At 72.3% G+C, this 19455-nt stretch carries 14 protein-coding genes and 1 pseudogene; 7 read left to right on the top strand and 8 right to left on the bottom strand.

All coding sequences use genetic code 11. The features are described 5' to 3' along the window. Nucleotides 1–59: 59 nt before the first annotated feature. Genes GGE06_RS38395 through GGE06_RS38410 form a run of 4 tightly spaced genes read right to left on the bottom strand, consistent with a single transcriptional unit; the run spans nucleotide 60 to nucleotide 4298 of the window. Entirely contained in the window at nucleotides 60–1019 is a 960-nt protein-coding gene (locus GGE06_RS38395) for a class I SAM-dependent methyltransferase (protein WP_184932990.1), read from the bottom strand. Continuing rightward, on the bottom strand, nucleotides 1016–2128 hold the full coding sequence (locus GGE06_RS38400; RefSeq protein WP_184932991.1) for an NAD(P)-dependent alcohol dehydrogenase: 1113 nt from the start codon (nucleotides 2126–2128) through the stop codon (nucleotides 1016–1018). The genes GGE06_RS38395 and GGE06_RS38400 overlap by 4 nt, the downstream gene beginning before the upstream one ends. Then, nucleotides 2125–3534 (bottom strand): aldehyde dehydrogenase family protein, encoded by a 1410-nt coding sequence (locus tag GGE06_RS38405; protein ID WP_116157587.1) that lies wholly within the window; start codon nucleotides 3532–3534, stop codon nucleotides 2125–2127. The genes GGE06_RS38400 and GGE06_RS38405 overlap by 4 nt, the downstream gene beginning before the upstream one ends. Before the next feature lie 8 nt (nucleotides 3535–3542). Next, complete coding sequence (locus GGE06_RS38410; RefSeq protein ID WP_116165188.1) at nucleotides 3543–4298, bottom strand: (5-formylfuran-3-yl)methyl phosphate synthase; 756 nt, start codon at nucleotides 4296–4298, stop codon at nucleotides 3543–3545. Between the two features lie 335 nt (nucleotides 4299–4633). Here GGE06_RS38410 and GGE06_RS38415 point away from each other — a divergent pair, with 335 nt between their 5' ends. Beyond that, nucleotides 4634–5965: a DUF1254 domain-containing protein gene (locus GGE06_RS38415; RefSeq protein WP_184932992.1), complete on the top strand. Its 1332-nt coding sequence runs from the start codon at nucleotides 4634–4636 to the stop codon at nucleotides 5963–5965. A 30-nt stretch (nucleotides 5966–5995) separates the two neighbouring features. Here the strand turns inward: GGE06_RS38415 and GGE06_RS38420 are convergent, their stop codons facing one another. Next, nucleotides 5996–7612 (bottom strand): purple acid phosphatase family protein, encoded by a 1617-nt coding sequence (locus tag GGE06_RS38420; protein ID WP_184932993.1) that lies wholly within the window; start codon nucleotides 7610–7612, stop codon nucleotides 5996–5998. Between the two features lie 176 nt (nucleotides 7613–7788). Between GGE06_RS38420 and GGE06_RS38425 the strand changes: the two genes are divergently transcribed. Then, nucleotides 7789–8412: a TetR/AcrR family transcriptional regulator gene (locus GGE06_RS38425; RefSeq protein WP_116157590.1), complete on the top strand. Its 624-nt coding sequence runs from the start codon at nucleotides 7789–7791 to the stop codon at nucleotides 8410–8412. A gap of 68 nt (nucleotides 8413–8480) precedes the next feature. Here the strand turns inward: GGE06_RS38425 and GGE06_RS38430 are convergent, their stop codons facing one another. Next, entirely contained in the window at nucleotides 8481–11696 is a 3216-nt protein-coding gene (locus GGE06_RS38430) for a bifunctional cytochrome P450/NADPH--P450 reductase (protein ID WP_184932994.1), read from the bottom strand. 251 nt (nucleotides 11697–11947) lie between these two features. On the opposite strand from GGE06_RS38430, the gene GGE06_RS38435 reads away from it, so the two are divergent. Beyond that, nucleotides 11948–13009, top strand: coding sequence for a zinc-binding dehydrogenase (locus GGE06_RS38435; protein WP_184932995.1), 1062 nt, complete (start codon nucleotides 11948–11950; stop codon nucleotides 13007–13009). Nucleotides 13010–13091: 82 nt separating this feature from the next. On the opposite strand, the gene GGE06_RS38440 is transcribed toward GGE06_RS38435, so the two are convergent. Continuing rightward, nucleotides 13092–13991, bottom strand: coding sequence for a sodium:solute symporter family transporter (locus GGE06_RS38440; RefSeq protein WP_184932996.1), 900 nt, complete (start codon nucleotides 13989–13991; stop codon nucleotides 13092–13094). A gap of 292 nt (nucleotides 13992–14283) precedes the next feature. On the opposite strand from GGE06_RS38440, the gene GGE06_RS38445 reads away from it, so the two are divergent. The 3 genes and pseudogenes from GGE06_RS38445 to GGE06_RS38455 all read left to right on the top strand — a co-directional run bounded on the left by GGE06_RS38445 (nucleotide 14284) and on the right by GGE06_RS38455 (nucleotide 17908). After that, nucleotides 14284–16437 carry a SpoIIE family protein phosphatase gene (locus GGE06_RS38445; protein WP_184932997.1) on the top strand — a complete coding sequence of 718 codons (2154 nt, stop codon included), beginning with the start codon at nucleotides 14284–14286 and terminating at the stop codon, nucleotides 16435–16437. Nucleotides 16438–16768: 331 nt separating this feature from the next. Then, nucleotides 16769–16894: pseudogene (locus GGE06_RS38450) on the top strand (lycopene cyclase family protein); the annotation flags it as partial. A gap of 138 nt (nucleotides 16895–17032) precedes the next feature. Further along, nucleotides 17033–17908, top strand: coding sequence for an MBL fold metallo-hydrolase (locus GGE06_RS38455; protein ID WP_184932998.1), 876 nt, complete (start codon nucleotides 17033–17035; stop codon nucleotides 17906–17908). Nucleotides 17909–17990: 82 nt separating this feature from the next. On the opposite strand, the gene GGE06_RS38460 is transcribed toward GGE06_RS38455, so the two are convergent. Continuing rightward, on the bottom strand, nucleotides 17991–18956 hold the full coding sequence (locus tag GGE06_RS38460) for a pirin family protein (RefSeq protein ID WP_116157596.1): 966 nt from the start codon (nucleotides 18954–18956) through the stop codon (nucleotides 17991–17993). Nucleotides 18957–19032: 76 nt separating this feature from the next. On the opposite strand from GGE06_RS38460, the gene GGE06_RS38465 reads away from it, so the two are divergent. Beyond that, entirely contained in the window at nucleotides 19033–19404 is a 372-nt protein-coding gene (locus tag GGE06_RS38465) for a tetratricopeptide repeat protein (RefSeq protein ID WP_184933026.1), read from the top strand. The last annotated feature ends 51 nt before the right edge of the window (nucleotides 19405–19455 follow it).

Genomic DNA, 19455 nt, shown 5'->3' on the forward strand with positions numbered 1-19455 from the left:
GGTAGCGGGTGTTCCCGGGCGGCTCCGACCGTCCCGGGACCCCGTCGGCCCGGCGGACGTCACGGCCCGGGCTTGCGGGCGAAGACCCACCGGTTCCCCTCCAGGGCGTCGTTCGGCTCGGGAAGGGGGCCGCGTCCGTGCCGGCGGGCGAAGTCGAACGGCGTGTGCATCGACGTGGACCAGCCCCTGGCCGTCAGGTGCCCGGCCGAGTCGGGGCGCGGCCCCAGGTCGAAGAGGTCGAGCAGGTCGATGCCGATCTGTTCCCGCGTCGCCGTGTAGATCGCGCTGTCGCGGTACGCCAGCAGGTCCTTCTCCAGCTTGGCCTCGAAGGCCAGGGCGCTGCCCCCGGCGGTCAGCCGGTCCACCGTCTCGACGAGGTGCGTCTCGGTGGGGCTCGGCAGGTAGAAGAGCAGCCCCTCGGCCAGCCAGACGCTCGGTGCGGCCGGGTCGAAGCCGGTGGAGGTCAGCGCGGTGGCCCAGTCCGCGCGCAGGTCGACCGGTACGGGAACGCGCTTCGTCCTCGGGGCGGCCGACAGGTCGTTGAGCACCTGCTGCTTGAAGGCCAGCACCCCCGCCCTGTCGATCTCGAAGACCACGCAGTGGGGCGGCAGGTCAAGGCGGAAGGCACGCGTGTCGAGACCCGCGCCCAGCAGGACCACTTGACGGGCGCCGTCGTGGACGGCCCCGAGGACGAAGTCGTCGAGGACCCGGGTCCGTAGCCCGAAGTACCGGGCGAACCTGCCCCACAGCGGGTTGGCGTCCCCCTCCGGGACCTGCCCGATGCGCACCGGCCAGTCCACGCACGCCGGGGCCGCGCGCACGAAGTGTTCGGCGTGGACGTCCTGGGCCAGGCTGTCGTGGCGGTGGGTCTCGATCGCCCGGGCCGCGGCGACCAGGAGGGCGGTCAGCCCCACGCCTCCGTCCACGCCTTCCGCGCCGGTCTGCCGGGTCGCCGTGGCGGCCGTGTCTCCTTCGGTGGCGGGATCGGGGGACGCCTCGGTGGTGAAGGTTTCGCTCATCGGTCTCTTCTCTCCGGCAGCAGGACGGGTTTGACCACGCGGCCGGCGTCACAGTCGCGTTCGGCCTCGTTGATGTCGGCCAGCGGGTAGGTCCGGATCAGCTGGTCGAAGGGGAAGCGCCCGGCCTGCCACAGGCCGGTCAGCCGGGGTATCAACAGTCCGGGCACCGCGTCGCCTTCGCAGATGTGGCGGATGCCGCGGCCTCGGTCGAGCGCGCCCGGTTCGAGCGTCAGCGGGGTGTGCAGGCGCGCCACGAGGCCGAGGGTGCCGGTGGGGCGCAGCGCTTGGAGCGCGTCGTTGATGAGCGGGGCCGAGGCCGTGGTGTCCAGGGCGTACTGGACTCCGCCGTCGGTGAGTCGGCGGATGCGCCCGGGCAGGCCGTGCGATCCGGCGGACAGCGGGGTCGCGCCGAACCGTTCGGCCAGCTCCAGCCGCGCGGGATGCCGGTCGACGGCCACGGTCCGCAGGCCGGCGGCGGTGGCCGCCATCACGGCGGCCAGGCCCACGGCTCCCGCTCCGAGGACCGCGAGGGTGTCGCCGGGTCCCGCGGCGAAGGTGTTCAGTACGGCTCCGGCACCGGTGAGGAAGCCGCAGCCGAGCGGTCCGAGCAGTTCGAGCGGCAGGGCGGGGTCGACCCGGACGGCGTTGCGGGCCGGGACGAGCGCGTACGCGGCGAAGGAGGACTGGCCGAACCACCGGGGAGCCAGCGCCTTTCCGGCCGCGTCCGTGAGGCGCGGCGGTTCCTCCGCGCGACCGCCGAAGAGGTTGAGGGAGGCGAAGGAGTCGCAGTAGGCGGGGGCGGCGGCCCGGCAGTTCCGGCAGTGTCCGCAGGAGTCGAAGCTCAGCACGACGTGGTCGCCGACGCCGAGCGCGGTGCCGGGGCCGCCGCCCGTCGCCACCACGACCCCGGCGCCCTCGTGGCCGAGGACCGCCGGCAGCGGGCTGCGGCCGGCCGATCGCCGTACCGCGAGGTCGGTACGGCACATTCCGGCTCCCGCGATCTCGACGAGGATCTCGCCGGGGGCGGGCTCCGTGGACAGGGCCACCTCCTCGACCGTGAACGGGTCCCCGTAGGAGCGCAGTACGGCCGCCTGGAACCTCGTCGTCACGCTTCCTCCTCCCGCGGGCGGTGGACGACGAACGGCCGGAGGTTGCCGTAGAGGCCCCACGGTCCGCCCGCGACACCGACACCGCTGTCCTTGACACCGGTGAAGGGCTGGGCGAGGGAGAGTTCCGCGTGGTGGTTGATCCAGGCCGTGCCGCATTCGAGCCGGTCGGCCACCGCCTCGGCCCGGTCGAGATCGGTGCCCCAGACCGAGCCGCCGAGGCCGAAGCCGGTGCCGTTGGCCGCGTCGACGGCCTCGTCGAGGTTCCGGTACGGCAGGACCGGCAGGACCGGTCCGAACTGTTCCTCGGTCACCACCGGACTGTCGGGCGGGACGTCGCTGAGGATCGTGGGGGCGAAGAAGTAGCCCGCTCCGTCGAGTCGGTGGCCACCGGCCGCGGCCCGGGCACCGGCCGCCAGGGCCTGCCTCGTGACCTGTTCGACCCGGGCCAGCTGGGGAGCGTTGTTGACCGGGCCGATCCGGGTGTCCGGGTCGAGCCCGGATCCGACCGCGACGGTCTTCGCGCGCTGGGCGAGGGCTTCGACCACCTCGGCGTGGAGCCGGGCGGGGACGTAGACGCGTTTGACCGCCATGCAGACCTGCCCGCAGTTGCGGAACGCGGCCCAGAACAGCCGGTCCGCGATCCGGTCCACGTCGGCGTCGTCCAGGAGGACGGCGGCGTCGTTGCCGCCCAGTTCCAGGGTGACCCGGGCGAGCGAGGCCGCCGCGGACCCGGCGACGGCCCGGCCGGTGGGCACCGAGCCGGTGAAGGTGACGTGACGGATGCCCTGGTGGGCGGCCAGACGGGCACCGAGGGGTTCGCGGCCGGTGACGACGGTCAGGACGTCCTCGGGCAGGACGGTGGCGAGGACGGAGCCGAGCAGCCGGGTGGCGAGCGGGGTGTGGGGGGACGGTTTGAGGACCACGGTGTTGCCGGCCGCGAGCGCGGGCGCGAACTTCGCCGCCGCGAGCTGGAGCGGGAAGTTCCACGGCACGATGGCGGCGACGGGCCCGACGGGCCGCCAGCGCACCACGCTGTGCACGGGCCGGCCGTCGTCGATCCGGCGCGTCCGGGGAGCCAGGTCGGCGAAGTAGCGCAGCCGGGCCGCCGTACGCGCGATTTCGGCGTACGACTCGGCCAGGGGCTTGCCCTGTTCCCGCGTGAGCAGCCGGGCGAGGTCGTCGCCGGCTTCCTCCACGGCGTCGGCGGCGGCGCACAGGGCGGTGGTGCGGGCGGCGGGGTCGGCGCGCCAGCCGTGCCAGGCCCGCCGGGCCCGGGTGATCACCCCGTCCAACTCGTCCGGCCGCTGGTCGGGGGCCTCGTCGAAGGGCTCCCCGGTGGCCGGGTCGACGACGGCGAGGGATGCGGCCCGGTGTCCGGGGACGTGACCGGCTTCTGGTGTCGGCATCCCGGTGGTCAGTTCACGGCCGGGGTGCCGACGGCGTGCTCCCGGGCCTGCCGGTCCATCTCCGCCCGGAACGCGGCGACCAGATGCGGCTGGATCCTCCCGGTGTTGCGGTCACCACCGGCGCAGACCGCTCCCCGCACGCCCACGATGTCCGTGCCGATGCGGGTCAGCGCACCGAGATCGGCCTGCTTGACGCTGCCCGCGAGGGCGGCGAGCAGACCGGACGCGTGGGCGCGCCGGACGAACTCGGCGCAGGCGTCGGGCGGGACGTGGTCGAAGAGCCGCGTGCCGTCCTTGATCGCGGTGTCCAGCATGGCCGCGTCGGCACCGGCGCGAGCGGCGATGTCGGGCAGGGCGAGCGGGTTGACGCAGCCGATGCGGTGGGCGTCGGCGTAACCCGAGGCGACGACGAGCGCCTCGGGGCGGTGGTCCTTGACCGCGCGGACGACCCCCCGCATGACCTCGACGCCCTGCTCGGGAGTCGTGCAGCCGTACAGCCCGACCTTGATGTACGTGGCGCCGGAGACGACCGCGCCGAGCGCGGCCTGCGCCACCGTGCCGGGCTTGTACGGCACGTCCCCCACGGTCGCGGACACCGGCTTGTCCGCCGGCACCGCGTCGCGGATCTCCCTGATGACCCAGGGGAAGTTGGCGCCCAGCGAGCCCTCGTCGGGCTTCTTGACGTCGACGATGTCGAGGTGTTCCGCGGCTTTCGCGCAGTCGAGGGCTTCCTCGACGCCGTCCGGGGAGATGAGAAGCAACACCATGAGCTCCTTCCGCCGCGTGCCCACCCGGCCGAGGACAGGGGTGCGGATCACGTGGTTCATGTGCGGTGCGCTCATCCTTTCCGGCGCCCGTGGGCACCGGTAGGGCGCGCGGAGCTTCCAGGAGTCGCACGAGGGCACGCGCACGACGCGGCGTGCACCGGCGCCTGCCGGTGCACGCCGTTCCCTGCCGACCGCTCCTCATGCGCACTTGCGCGCGCCGTGCGGTCCGTTCCGTCCGCATCACCCGTTCGGCGGACCGGCCGCGCGGTGGGCGGGCAGCGCTCGTAGCGTCGGGCCCGGACCGAGACCGCCGTAGCACCTGGGAGAAGCCGATGACGGACGAAGCGATGGAGCAGCTGGCCACGGAGGCGTGGCTCTACGGGTACCCGCTGGTCACGGCGGCCCTCACGAAGGAGTCCATGACGGCGGTCCCGGCCCGGGACGACGCGCGTCGAAAAGCCCCGGTCAACCAGTTCTGCTGCATGCGCTCCACTCCGGACGCCTCCTTCACCGAGGTCGTCTCGCCGAACGCCGACACCCTGTACTCCAGTGCCTGGCTCGACCTGTCCCACGAGCCCCTGGTGCTGACCCTGCCCGATTTCGGTGACCGTTTCTGGATGGTCCCGATCCTGGACGCCTGGTCGAACATCTGCGCCGTCGTCGGCCGGCGCAAGAACGGTTCCTCCGCCGGCCCGTTCCTGATCGCCGGGCCCTCCTGGTCGGGAGCGGTCCCCTCCGGCCTGACCCTGTTGAAGTCGTCCACCGCCGTGAACTGGATCATCGCCCGGTACGCGACCAGCGGCCCGTCGGACTTCCCGGCCGTCAACCGGCTCCAGGACGGCACGCGGCTGATTCCGCTGTCGGAGTGGACCGGCGACCCCGACGACTACTCGCCTCCCACCGACGTCCCCGTCCCCGCCGGCGCCGACACCACGACGCCGCCCGTGGACAGGGTCCACGGGCTCAGCGGCCGCGCGTACTTCACCCTCCTCAACCGGATGCTGGTCGACAACCCTCCCTCCCCCGCCGATGCCCCGTTCCTGGGCCGCGTCGCCAAACTCGGCATCGCACCCGGCGCGAGCCTCGACGACCTGTCCCCCGAGGAACTCGCCACCCTGGAGGCGGGTGCGCGGCGCGGCCCGGAGGTCCTTCGTGAGCTGCTCGCCCGGGCGGAGTCCGCGGGCGTCGGCGGTTGGGCCGTGCACCGGGGCCTGGGGGACTACGGAACCGACTACGCCAAGCGCGCGGTCATCACCCGGTTCGGGTACGGAGCCAACCTGGACGCCGACGCCCTGTACCCGCACGCCACCACGGACGCCGACGGCCGACCTCTCGACGGTGCCCACGCGTACGTGCTGCACTTCGCCGCCGGCCAGACGCCGCCCGTCGACGGCTTCTGGTCCCTCACGATGATGAACGAGCGCCAGCTCTTCGCCGACAACCGGCTGAACCGCTACGCGATCGGCGACCGCAGCGACATGCGGACCAACGCCGACGGCTCCCTGGACATCTACGTCCAGCACGACAGCCCCGGACCCGACCGCGAGGGCAACTGGCTCCCGGCACCCGCCGGCAGCTTCAACGTCTTCCTGCGCCTGTACTGGCCGCAGGAGCCCGCCCTCACGGGCGGCTGGACCCCGCCGGCCCTGCAACGCACCAGCTGAGCCGGCAGGCCCGCACAGGACGGCCCGGCCTCAGTGCCGGGCGTCCGCGCGGGGGCGTTCCAGGGTGAAGGTGTCCACCGGGGTCAGCTCTCCGTAGGGGCCGTCGAAGGTGTAGTACGTGACGTGCATCCGGGTGCGTCCGGTGCCGCGCGTACCCGGGTCGACGTCGAAGGCGGCGAAGCCGTGGGGGTGGACGCGGTCCTGCACCGCGCGCCAGGGGGCGTCCTCGGTGAGGTAGACGGCCTTGCGGTGGCGGCCCTCGGGTTCCTTGCCCACGTCGACCACGACACGGCCCTTGGGTTCTTCGAACAGGTCGTCCTGGGTGGTGGCGAAGTTGCCGCCGCCCCCGATGATCATGTGCACGGTGCCCTGGGCGGTGTCGGCGACATCGGTCCTGGTGGAGACCGGGATCGGGGTGCGGGTCTCGTTCGGCAGGGTGCCGCGCAGGGGCAACGAGCGCTCGTAGTAGTGCTCATGGCCGCAGAGCACCAGGTCGACCCCGTACGCGTCGAACAGGGGTCCCCATGCCTCGCGGACTCCGAGGTCGCTGCCACCGCTGCGGTGGCTGGAGATCATCGGGTGGTGCATGAAGACCACGATCCAGTCGATCTCGGAGCCGGCGCGCGCCGCCCTCAACTCGCGCTCCAGCCAGCGCCGTTGAGCGCCTTCGGAGTATCCGCGCAGATAGATGTCGCCGGTGTCCACGATCGCCACGTCGTCGTTGGCCAGACTGATGAAGCGGACCGCGCCGACGGTGAAGGCGTACCACAGTCCCTGGGTGTCGGAGTCGGAGGCCGTCGTCTCGCCCGGCAGCGTGAAGTAGGTCTGGTAACCCGTGAGGCCCAGGGGGCCGTTGCCCTTCTCGGTCTCCCCGTTGCCGACACAGGGCATCCAGGGACGCAGCCGGGCCGAGCGGCTGTTGCCGATGAACCAGTCGGCCCAGGTGGCCACGCGGTCCTCGCCGATGGCACCGGCCACGCCCGCGTAGCACAGGTCGCCGTTGACCAGGTTGAACAGCGGACCGACCCGTTCCACCGCGGCCACGATGTCGCCGGACGCCTCGGTGCCGCCCTGGGTGCTGGTGTAGAGCGGGAAGGGACCGAGGGGCGGGGGCGTGTCCGGCGTGGGCCACTTGAGGGACCGGCGCAGGTTGGGCGTGCCCTGGTCGCCGAAGCTGGTGAAGGTGAACGCGGTACGACCGCGCGGTGCCGTGGTGAACGACCCCGTCTCGGGCGCGGCACCGTCGTGCCCGGCCGAGTACAGGTAGGTGGTGTCCGGCCGCAGGCCGGAGAGGCGGGCGTGGTGGACGTACACCTCCTGCCGGGAGAGCCCGTCACGGTAGGTACGGGTCTCGGCGTCGAACGACCGCCCGGTACCACCGTCCGGCGACCCGAGGTGCACCCGAGGACGCCGGACGGACTGGGGACTGATCCAGGAGACGGTCATCTCGGTGGCGGGATCGGTACCGAACTGGAGGTGCAGCCCGGCCACGCCCGGCACCCCGATGCGGCTGGGCGTGCGCTGCAGCAACGGCGACGCCGCCGGCGCCGACCGGGTGTCGGCTGCGGCGCCTCCCGCACCCGCGACGACGGCTGCGGCCGCACCGGCCGTCGTACCCGCCAATAACGCCCTGCGCGGAATCGACACGGAATGCCCTTTCGTCGAAGGAAGTTGATCGTGTGAACCCTAGGCGCGATCGACTGTTCCGACTCTCCTGCGACGAACACTCTTGAACGAAAATTTTCCGGCGGAGGCCACGGCGGCTTGCCCTATCTACTTGTTCTACCGACTTGATCGATGGACCAAGTCGATATAGTGCAAGTATGGCTCATGTCTCCGCGGCCGAGCGCCGCCCTCAGCTCATCAAGGCGGCCATCGACCTCATGACCAGGGAGGGTGTCGCCGCCGGCAGTACCCGTGCCATCGCTGCCGAGCTCGGGGTCGCGCAGGCCACGGTCCACTACACCTTCGGCACGAAGGAGGACCTGTACCGGGCGGTGATGGACCAGATCACCGAGGACCTCGTCGCGCAGGTCGAGCGGGCGGCGCCGGAGGGCGCCGGGTTCGAGGAGACGATCGCCGCGCTGGCCGGCGCGCTCTGGCGCACCATGTCGGAGCCGGCCACGAACCACCAGCTGCTCACCGAGCTGACCATGTTCGCCCTGCGCACCCCGCGCCTGGGCGAGGCCCGGCAGGGTCACTACCGGCAGGTGATAGAGGTGACCGCGCAGGTGGTGACCGAGACGGCGGTGCGGACCGGATACGAGCTCGCGCAGCCCGCGGAGACGGTCGCCCGCTTCTTCCTCTCCGGCTTCGACGGGCTGACGATGCAGCACCTCTGCCTGCCGGACGAGACCGCCGAGCGCATCGGCCTGCGGGCTCTCGTCTCCGCGACCGTGGCACTGGCCGGAGGCCGGCTGAACCTCGCGGACGTACCGGTCGACTGACAGGACGGCGGAAGGACAGCCATGGGCGCGCCCCTCAGTCGCGCCCATGGCTGTCCGGCGGGCTCCGGTCAGCCGGCCCAGACGTCCTCGACGTAGCGGCCGGACTCGACGAGCTCTGTCAGCCAGGCCACGGATTCCTCGTCGCCGGCGCCGGTCCGCTCGCGGTGGATCGCCATGAACGCCTCCCGTACGGCGGGGGCCATGCGGCGGCCGTCGCCGCAGATGTAGACGCGTCCGCCGGCCTCCAGGGCGGCCCAGACCTCGTCGCTCTCACGCGCGATCCGCTCCTGGACGAAGCGGGCGCCGTTCTCGGGCGCGTGCATGAAGGTGGGGCGCATGCTGACGGCGCCGGCCGCCTCGGCCACCTCGAACTCCTCGCGGTGGAGGTAGTCGACGTCGGGGTGGTCGCAGCCGAAGTAGCACAGCAGCGTTCCGGCCGAGTCGGTGTGGAAGCGGTCGAGGACCGCGCCGCGGAAGGGCGCGAGGCCGGTGCCCGCGCTGACCAGGATGACCGGTACGGACTGGTCCTCGGGGAGCCGGAAGGACTCGCTGCACGGCAGCACCCGCGCCTGCACCGTGTCACCGGCCCGGACCGTCTGCACGTAGTGCGAGGCGATGCCGTGGAAGGTGCCCTCGCCCGCACGGTGGGGTGCGGCGAGCAGCGACACCATCAACTCCACCTCGCCGGGGGAGGCCGCGGCCGACGAGGAGATGGAGTAGTGGCGCGGACGCAGGACCGGCAGCAGTTCCAGGAAGGCCTCGAAGGGCAGTTCGCAGGAGCGGTGGCGCTCCAGCAGGTCCAGGACGCTGTGTCCGGCGGCCGTCACCTGCTCCCGGAAGGCCTCGGGGTCCGCCGTGGCGAGTGCGGCCAGGGGCTGCTTCTCGGGCGGGCAGGAGGTGTGCTCGGCGAGCACGGCGACCTGCTCCTGGGTGGCGGTGTCCTGGAGCTCGACGAAGTCGGTCAGCAGGCGGCGCAGGGTCAGCGGGCGGTCGACGGGGAGCGCGTTGCGGCTCCGGCGGCGGGCGCGCAGCCGGACGGTGCGGTCCAGGTCGAGGGCGAAGCGGTCGGCGACCCGCTGGACGAGGGTGTCCGGGTTGCTCGGCAGGACGGCCAGGTGGTCGGCGGTGCGGTAGGTGACGCCCTCGGGCAGGCGCAGCCGCAGGAAGCGCTTGGAGCGGCCGAGTTCGTGGCTCGTGTCGACGAGTTCGTACGCCTCGAGGACCTCCATCGGCTGGACTCCGTGCCGGGCGGCGAGGCCGTCGATGACCGACTCGGTGGTGTCCTGGAGTTCGTACAGGCCCTGGTCCTCGTCCTGCGTCCCGGCGGTCGGGGCGACTCCTTCCACCGCCTCGCCGTACTGGTCGAGCAGCGCGGTCCACAGTTCGGCGGTCCAGCGGTCCACCGTGCCGGCGAAGTCGCCGGAGGCGTCGGCCGCGCCGCGCTCCAGGAGCGGGGTGGCGCCGGCGGCGGTGAGGCGCTCGTGGACGAGGGTGGGGACGCGCTGGTAGGTGGCGGCCCAGTTGCGGTCGCCGACGCCGAGGACGGCGTAGCGGAGGCCGTCGAGGAAGCCGGGTTCCAGGACCTCCAGCCAGGCGACGAACTCGGCGGCGTCGTCGGTGGGGCGGCCGTTGTAGGAGGCGGCCACGATGACCACGGGGCCTTCGGCGGCGGCGAGCTTTCCGGTGTGCTCGTCGAGGGAGGCGACGGCCGGGGTGAAGCCGCGCTCCTCGCCGTCGACGCCGAGGTCTCGGGCGATGCCGGCGCAGGTGCCGAGGTTGGAGCCGTGCAGCAGGGTGAGCGCGGTGCCGGTGGCGCGGCGGCCCGCGGTGCCGATCCGGTCGCCGGTGGCGGCGGTCGCGGTGACCTCGGGCACGCGCCGCTCGTCGCCGGTGCGGCGGGCGAGCTTGAGGGTGAACCCGTCGGGCTTGATGGTGAGCGAGGACTTGATCTTCAGCTGGTAGTCGGCGTGGTCGATCAGGCGGTAGCGGTGCACCAGGAGGCCGAGCAGCAGGGTGGCCTCGTGGAGGGCGAACTGGCGCCCGATGCAGGCGCGTTCGCCGTTGCCGAACGGCTTGAACGCGTGGACCGAGCGGGCTCCCTCCCGCTCCGGGGTGAAGCGCTCCGGGTCGAACAGCTCGACGTTCTCGCCCCAGGCGGGGTCGCGGTGCAGGGCCGGGGTGATCACCATGAGCGACTCGCCCTTGCGTACGGCGTACTTGCCGCCGATGACGGTGTTCTCGATGGGCTCGACGGCGAAGGCGGGTGCGGTCGGCCACAGGCGCAGGCTCTCGTTGAGCACCTGGCGGATGTACGCGAGCTTGCCGATGTCGCCGTACTCGGGGTCCGGGTTCTCCGTGTCGCCCCACAAGGCGTCCACCTCGGCCTGGGCCCGCTTGAGCACCTCGGGGTGCTTGGTGAGGTAGTAGAGCGCGAAGGACAGGGCGCCGCTGGTGGTCTCGTGGCCGGCGATGAGGAAGGTGATCACCTGGTGGCGGATGTTCACGTCGTCCAGGGGCCGGCCCGTCGCCGCGTCCTTGGTGTGCAGCATCAGGCCGAGCAGGTCGTCCGTGCTCGTGTCGCCCGAGGCCTTGCGCTGCCGTATGACCTCGTCGACGAGGTCGGTCATCAGGGCGGCGTCCCGGTGGAAGCGCTCGACCTGCCTGCGCTTGAAGAACTCCGTGCCCGGGATGGACTCGCTCTTCTCCTGGGTGAAGCCCAGGGCCCGGGCCATCGCCTCGACGAAGGGGTGCAGATCGCCGCGGCGGAACGACTCGAAGTCGTAGTCGAAGCCGCACAGGCCGATCGCGTCGAAGGTCAGCCGGGTCATGTCGTCCGGAACGTCCACCGCCTGCACGCCGGCGAGCCGGTCCCACTTGCCGATGAGGGACCGGGCGACCCGGAGCATCGTGCCGTGGTAGCTGCGCATCGCGCCGAGTGAGAACGCCGGCATGAGGATGTCGTGCGCCTTGCGCCAGTTCGGTTCGTGGTTGAAGGCGGTGAACAGGCCGTCCCCCGCGATCTGGCGGACCTCCACCAGGTCCCCGTGCACGTTCTTGCGGAAACGGGTCTCGTCCGACAGTTCTTCGACCAGGTCGAGGCCGCCGACGACGACGGTCTCGGTCCCGAAGAGGCGGACCCGGTACACCGGCCCGAGTTCCTTGACCTCCTTCATCAGGTGGGCAAGGCCGTCGGCGCCTCCCGGGAAGGTGAGGGCGTGTCCGATCAGGGGCAGCGAGGGGCGCTCAGGGATCGCCTGGGCCCTGCCAACGGACGTCTGAGTCATGAACGTGCCTTTCGTCGCACACCAGCAGTCGCACGCTCACCGTACACACGACTTGGTCACCCGATCATGTCGGTCGACTATTGCACTCGACACGGTCGGGTGCGGGAACTAAAACGGACGGCGGAACGTCGGGGCGGAACCGCTTGACAGGCGACCTTGTCCATCGACACGGTTAAACGACTTGTTCATTCGAACAAGTCGCCTTCGCACCGTCACACGGGTGCGTTTCCCCGCAGAGAATCGAGATCCCCATGAGCACGATGCTCGCCGGACGGCTCCACCTGGAAACCCGGACCTTCGCCGTCGAAGAGGTCCCCGTACCCGTCCCCGGGCCGGGCGAGGTCCTCGTCGAGGTGCGGGCCGCAGGCGTCTGCCTGTCGGACGTCCACCTGATCGACGGCAGCCTGAGCCCCTTCTTCCCGGTCGACGCGGTCACGAAGGCGGGCGCCGTCACCCTCGGCCACGAGGTCGCCGGCGTCGTCCACACGCTCGGCCCGGACGTGAGGGGCGACTGGGCGCCCGGTCAGCGCGTGGTGCTCCAGGCCGGCGAGGCCTGCGGCGACTGCGCCGGCTGCCTGCGCCGCATGATGTGCCACCGGCCGCTGACCCGCGGTCTGGACTACGACGGCGGCTGGGCCCAGTACACGATCGCCCGCGAGGACGCCCTGCTGCCGATCCCGGACGACCTGCCCTTCGACCAGGCCGCGATCATCCCGGACGCGGTCTCCACCCCGTACGCCGCGATCATCGGCACGGGCGCGGTCCGCCCCGCCCAGGCGGTCGGCATCCGGGGTGCGGGCGGCCTCGGCGCCCACGCCGTGCGGCTGGCCCGCATGGTCGGCGCGGCCCCGATCATCGCCGTCGACCCGCTGCCCTCGGCGCGCGAGCGCGCCCTCGCCTTCGGGGCGGACTTCGCGTTCGACCCGCTCGCGCCGGACTTCGCCGAGTCGGTACGGGAGGCCACGGCCGGGCGCGGTCTCGACGTCGCGTTCGACTTCGCGGGTGTGGGCGCGGCCCGCGCCCAGGCCGCCGCCGTCCTCGGGCCGTTCGGAAAGCTGGTCCTGGCCGGGCTGACCCCCGAGCCGGTCACGATCGCCGACAGCATCGGCTTCTGCTTCAACATCAACGAGGTCCGCGGCCACTACGGGTCCGAGCCCGAGCACGTGGAGCAGCTCGTCGGCCTGGCCTCGGCCGGGCGCCTCGACCTGGCGCCGTCCATCACCGCCCACGTGCCGCTGGCCGAAGCGGCCGACGCCGTCGCGCGTCTGGAGAAGAAGATCGGCGACCCGATCCGTCTGGTGCTCACCCCCTGAGCACGGGCCTGTAGCGGAAAGAGCCCTTCCGGTGGCCGATCGGCCACCGGAAGGGCTCTGGCGTGTTCGCCCGCGCGCGGGGTCAGGGGTGCCGGGGAACGGGTGCGGTCGCCGCCCGCGACCTCCTGCTGCCGAGCCACCCCAGCAGGAACGCGGCCGGCACGGAGACCAGGCCCGGCGCGTGGAGGGGGTACCAGTCGAAGTCCGCCCGCGGCCAGAGGGCGTAGTCCGTTCCGGAGACGGTGGGCGAGAAGAACGTCAGCACGGTGCACAGGAACAGGCCCCCGTAGACCGACCACTGCAGTCCCCGGTGGTCGAACCCTCGCCAGAAGAAGGAGTACACGAGGACGGGGAAGACACACGAGGCGGTGACGCCGAGGGAGAAGGTGACGAGGAACTCGATCGGGTAGCCGTGGAAGGCGACGAGGAAGCCCATCATGATCATGCACGCCACCTGGGCCGTGCCCGTCGGCATGCCGATGAGGAGCGCCGCGCTGATGTCGCCGGCCCGCAGCTGGACCATGAGCAGCGGAGGCGTGATGACCAGGGTCACCACGGGGGCGGCGCGGCGCGGCCCCGGTCCGGACGCGCGCTGGGAGAAGAAGTCGCCGAGCGTGTATCCGCCGGTGTCGCGGATCTTCTGCGCGAAGGGGATCAGGACGGCGAGGGCGATGACGCTGTCGACGGCGGAGCTGAACCCGTCGCATCCGAAGAGGGCGACCACCCCGGTCACCGCGACCAGGACGACGATCGTGATCTGCTCGCCCGCCAGGGCGAGACCGTCGAGCAGGGGCGAGAGGGAGCGGTCGGCGACGTGGAGCCGCTCCGGGCGGTCGTCCTGGGAGGCGAGGGTGAAGACCCACAGCAGGCACAGGCCGACGGACACCAGGAAGGCGCTGATGACGGGGGCCCGGGCGGCCGTGCCGAATCCCCCGGACGAGGCCCAGCGTGAGCCGCCCGTACACGGGCGCCGCGGCGCCATCCCGGGGACGCAGGACAGCAGGATGCCGATGGCGAGGGGAACGGCGTTGGCCGGCGGAACCCGCGCCGGTTGTCGTGCAGGACCTTGCGGAGGGCTTCCGCGTGCTGCGGTGGGACGTCGGGCGGCCGCTGGGGGGGGTGGGGCGCGATTCGAAGGCGGAGCGCACAGGGACCTCTCAGAGAAATCGATCTCGATTCGATTTCAGTTTCTGGAGTTGACGGCTCCGGTGCGGCGCTGTCAAGATCCCGCCGGTCGGCGGGCAGGGAGATCGGCCGGAAGGTACGTTTCCGTTATGGAGACGGATGTCGCCGCGTTCCTGCGTCGCCTGGCTCAAGAGCTCCGGCCGCGGATCGACAGCTCGGCCGACACCTTGCTGCGTCGGATGCGCGAGGAGCTTCCCGAACTGGAGGAGCACGGGGATCTGGCCCTCCTCACGGCGGTGGAGACGGCCGGGCACGTGGCCGCCTTCCTGGACATGATCGAGCGGGGCCTCGATGCCGCCGAGCTCGTCTTCCCTCCCGAAGCCCTGGACGTCACCCGCGAGTCCGCCCGGCGCGGGGTGCCCCTGAGCCTGCTCCTGCGGGCCTACCGGCTCGGCCACCTCACCCTCCTCGAACAGGTGCGGGAGCAGGCCACCCGGCTCACCGACGACTGGCGGCTCATCGACGACGCGACGATGCGCCTGGTCGCCATGGCCTTCGCGTACGTGGACCGGGGATCGGAAGAGGTCGTCACCGCTTACCAGGAGGAGCGCGACCGCAGGCTGCAGCGGCGACTCCTCCTGACCAACGAGGCGAGCGCGCGCATCGGGAGCACGCTCGACATCGCCCGCACCGCCCAGGAGCTGGCGGAGGTCGGCACCGAGGATTTCGCCGACCTCGTCGCCGTCGACCTCCTCGACTCCGTCCTCCACGAGGACGGCACGACACAGCCGGCCGAGGCCCAGCCGTCGCTGCGCCGCGTCGCGCAACTGCCCGCCCCCCACAAGGCCCTCCCGGTCGCCACGGGGCGCACGCACGCCTTCGCGGCGGAGTCGGAGCCGGCCGGGGTCCTGAGCACCGGGCAACCCCTCCTGCACCAGGTGACGGCACCCCCCGCCCCCGCGTGGTGGACCCCGGCCGAGGAACGGGAGGCACCCCACGACGACGACGCGTTCCACTCCGCCCTGCTGCTCCCCCTCCAGGCGCGCGGGCAGACCCTGGGCCTCGTCCACTTCTTCCGCGGCCGGGCCGCGGCACCGTTCGACGAGGACGACCTCCTCCTGGCCCAGGAGATCGCGGCCAGGGCCGCGGTGTCCACCGACAACGCCCGCCGGTACACGCACGAGCGGCTGACCGCGCTCACGCTCCAGCGCAGCCTGCTGCCCCGGCACACGGTGGAGCAGTCGGCCGTCGAGACGGCTTCCCGCTACCTGCCCAGCGGCTCCCGCGCGGGCGTGGGCGGCGACTGGTACGACGTGATCCCGCTGTCCGGGGCCCGCGTGGCGCTCGTCGTGGGCGACGTCGTCGGCCGCGGTCTCCACGCCGCCGCGACCATGGGACGGCTGCGCACGGCCGTCCGCGCCTTCGCCGACATCGACCTGATGCCCGACGAACTGCTCACCCACCTCGACGACGTGGTCATCCGGCTGCAGCGCGAGGAGGCGCGGGACGACGGCGAGCTCAGCGCCACCTGCCTGTACGCGATCTACGACCCGGTGTCCCGCGCGTGCTCGCTCGCCAGCGCCGGACACGTACTGCCGGCCGTGGGCACGCCTCCGACCGCCGGCGCGCCCCGCTCGGTCGACTTCCCCGAGATGCCCATCGGACCGCCCCTCGGCCTGGGCGGACTGCCGTTCGAGACTGCCCAGTTCGAGCTTCCGGAGGGCAGCCTCCTCGCGCTGTACACCGACGGCCTGATCCAGAACCGGACGCGTGACGTGGACGCCGCGCGCGCCGTCCTGAGCGACGTCCTGGCCCGGGCCCCGGAGGAACCGGGGGAGGTCTGCGACCGGCTGTTGTCCGAGCTGCTGCCCGAGCAGCCGACGGACGACGTCGCCCTCCTCGTCGCCCGCACCCGGGCGCTCGACCCGGAGCACGTCGCCACGCTCGACGTGCCGTCCGATCCGGCCGCGGTCGCCGGGGCCCGCGCCTTCGCGTCCGAGCGGCTCACCGCCTGGGGACTCGACGAACTGTCCTTCGCCACGGAACTCGTGGTCAGCGAACTGGTGACGAACGCGATCCGCTACGGCAGACCCCCCGTCCAACTGCGACTGATCCTCCAGACCACGCTCACCTGCGAGGTCTTCGACGCCAGCAGCACCGCCCCGCACCTGCGCAGGGCCCGGACCTTCGACGAGGGCGGCCGCGGTCTGCTGCTCGTCGCCCAGCTGGCCGAGCGCTGGGGCACCCGGCACAACCGCGAGGGCAAGGTCATCTGGGCCGAACAGGCCCTTCCCCCGGCCTGATCCGCACGACGGGACTCGGGCACGGCAGGCCCGGCGCATCGCGGCGGTCGTCTCGCTGACGCCCGCGACGGACGGCGTCGCCACGCTGACGCAGCTCGTGCGGCACGGCGGCATCGGCCGGCTCGCCCGCCTGGCCGGGGCAGCAGCAGACGCTCGCCGATCAGCTCGAGTTCCTCACGCACGCCCTGGATCCGGTGCGCTCGCCCCGGCAGCGGGGCAGCCACCGGGCCGGCGGGATCTGACGGTCCGGTGGCCCGCCGGGCCACCGGACGACCGCTCCACACGCCTTCGTCGGCGACCACGCACCATTCGTTCAAGGGACGGAACGAACATGTACGACTACGTCATCGTCGGTGCCGGATCCGCGGGCTGCGTCCTCGCGTCGCGCCTGTCCGAGGGCCCGGACGTCCGGGTCGCGCTGATCGAGGCCGGCGGCCCCGACACCCGGCGTCACCTGTTCCTCCTGGGCGGTGCCGGTCCGCTGATCGCCCCTCCGGTCCGCTTCGTCATGCCGGAGCCGGTGCGCCGGCAGGCGTCCCAGGGTGTTTCCTCGAAGGGGTCACCACCGACAGCGCCCCAGTCAGAAAGGTAGGAGATGCAAGAGGAATACGACGGGGTCCGTGTGCTCGTAGGACCTCACCGAGGCGCGTATCCCCACGCCAACTCGCTGCTCGTGCGCGGCACAGCCGAGTCGCTGGTCGTCGACCCGTCGCTGTCTCTGGTCACCGACCCCCCACCGGCGGACGCGGTCCTGGTCAGCCATGCCCACGAGGACCACATCGCCGGCCTGGCCGGCTACGACGCGCCGGTCCGGGTCCACCGCGCCGACCTCGACGCACTGCGCTCCCGCGAGAGCATGGTCGCGGGCCTCGGCCTCCCGCCCGAGGCCGTGCCCGCCGTCGACCGGATGCTGCGCGACGAGTTCCACGTCCACGGCCGCCCGGACGCCCAGGGCTTCGATGACGGCACCGTGTTCGACCTCGGCGGGCGCACGGTGACGGTCGTCCACCTCCCCGGCCACACGGCCGGCCACAGCGGCTTCCTCGTCGAACCCGACGGCTTCCTCTTCGTCGCGGACATCGACCTCACGTCCTTCGGCCCGTACTACGGCGACCCCGGAAGCAGCCTCGACGCCTTCGAGGCCTCGATGCGCCGCTGCCGCGAGATCGACGCCCGCTGGTACGGCACGTCCCACCAGAAGGGCGTGATCGAGGGCGCGGCGGAGTTCCGCCGCCGCCTCGACGCGTTCGAGGAGGTGGTGCGGAAGCGGGACACCGCGCTCCTCGGCCTCCTGCGCGAACCCCGCACGGTCGAGGACATCGTCGGACACCGCCTGGTCTACCGCCCCCATGTCGAAGCCCCGCACGTGGAACCGGTGGAACGACGGACGGCGGTACGCCACCTGGACCGGCTGACTCGAGCCGGACTCGTCACCGAGGTGGAGGCGGGGAGGTACCGCGCCTCCCGCTGAGTGGTCGCCTGGCCGACGGGGGTTCGCCGAGACTCCGTCGGCCACCCCGCCCCTGCATCGACTCGGGAGAGGAAACCCCAGGTCAGCGCACCCGCCCCCGGGCCTTCAGCTGCGTCGCCGGGACCTCCGGGGCGTCCAGGCGGTCGCCGTCGTAGCCCTTCACCTCGCCGAAGCGGTCGCTCTTCATCCAGTCCTCGCGGGCCTGGCGGATCTCCTCGTCCGTGCGGCCCACGAAGTTCCACCACATGACGAGTTCCTCCTCGAAGGGCTCTCCGCCGAGGAGCATCAGGCCCGCGTCCGAGAGGGCGCGGAGGGGGAGCCCGGTGCGGCCGCAGCCGAGGTAGAGCATGGAGCCGGGGAGGACGGGGACGCCGTCGACGTGGGCCTCGCCGGACATGGCGAGGACCGCGTACTCGAAGTCGGGGTCCAGGGGCAGGTTCGTCTCGGCGCCCGCCGTGAGGGCGAGGTCCGCGCCGACGAGCGGGGTGTACGTGGTGCCGGGCGAGGTGGCGCCGTCGAGGGTGCCGAGGATGACGGTGGCGGTGAGGCCCGGGGCGGTGACCCGGGGCAGTTCGGCGTGGTGCTGGAAGTGGGGTTCGACGTGCCGGTGGGTGTCGGGGAGGGCGACCCAGAGCTGCGCGCCGTGCAGGAAGCGGGCGTGCGGCCGGGGACTCTCCTCCGAGTGGGAGATCGCCCGGCCGGAGGTCATGAGGCCCAGTTCGCGCGGGCGGATCGTCTGGAGGCTGCCCGTGGAGTCGCGGTGGAGCACCTCCCCCTCGTGGAGCCAGCTGACGGTCTGCAGGCCCATGTGCGGGTGCGGCGGGACCTGCATGCCGGGCTCGTCGGCGATGTCGTCGGGGCCGTAGTGGTCGACGAAGGCCCAGGCCCCGACCATCCGCCGGCCCAGGTTCGGGAGCAGCCTGCGGACCTCGGTCGATTCGCCGAGCTGGACGCGGCGGGGGCTGAGCAGCTCCCGTACCGGCTCGGCGACGACGAAGCCACGGCCGCCGCACACGGTCAGCGCGGCCTGACGATCAAGATTGCTCATGTCACTCAACCCATCCTTGATGGAATGTTCAACTAGATGGCGGTGTTGACCTGGTCGACACCCCACAGGGTGGCAGATCCGGAGCTCTGGAAAGGGAGAGCAAGTGAGCGACACGTACTACGAGTTCGGAACGGCCGGGGAACGCTGGGAGCGGGCGCAGCTGTTCTTCGACGCGAAGGAGTACGGAACCGCCGTCCGCATCCTGCGCGGCCTCGTCGCCGAGCACCCGGAGCAGACGGCCCAGCGGCTCCTCCTCGCGCGGGCCTACTACCACTCCGCCCAGCTCTCCCGCGCCGAGACCGAGCTCCGCGCCGTCCTGGAGCGCGACCCGGTCGAGCACTACGCCCGACTGATGCTCGGGCGCGTCCTGGAGCGCCAGGGCCGCAAGGACGAGGCCGCTCCGCACCTGCGGATGGCCGCCGCCATGACGGGCGATACCCCGTCCTGACGCGCGGCTGATACCCCCGCACGGTATATTCGGCGGTCAGGAGGCCTGGCT

It is taken from the genome of Streptomyces nymphaeiformis, assembly GCF_014203895.1.
Classification (GTDB): Bacteria; Actinomycetota; Actinomycetes; order Streptomycetales; family Streptomycetaceae; genus Streptomyces; species Streptomyces nymphaeiformis.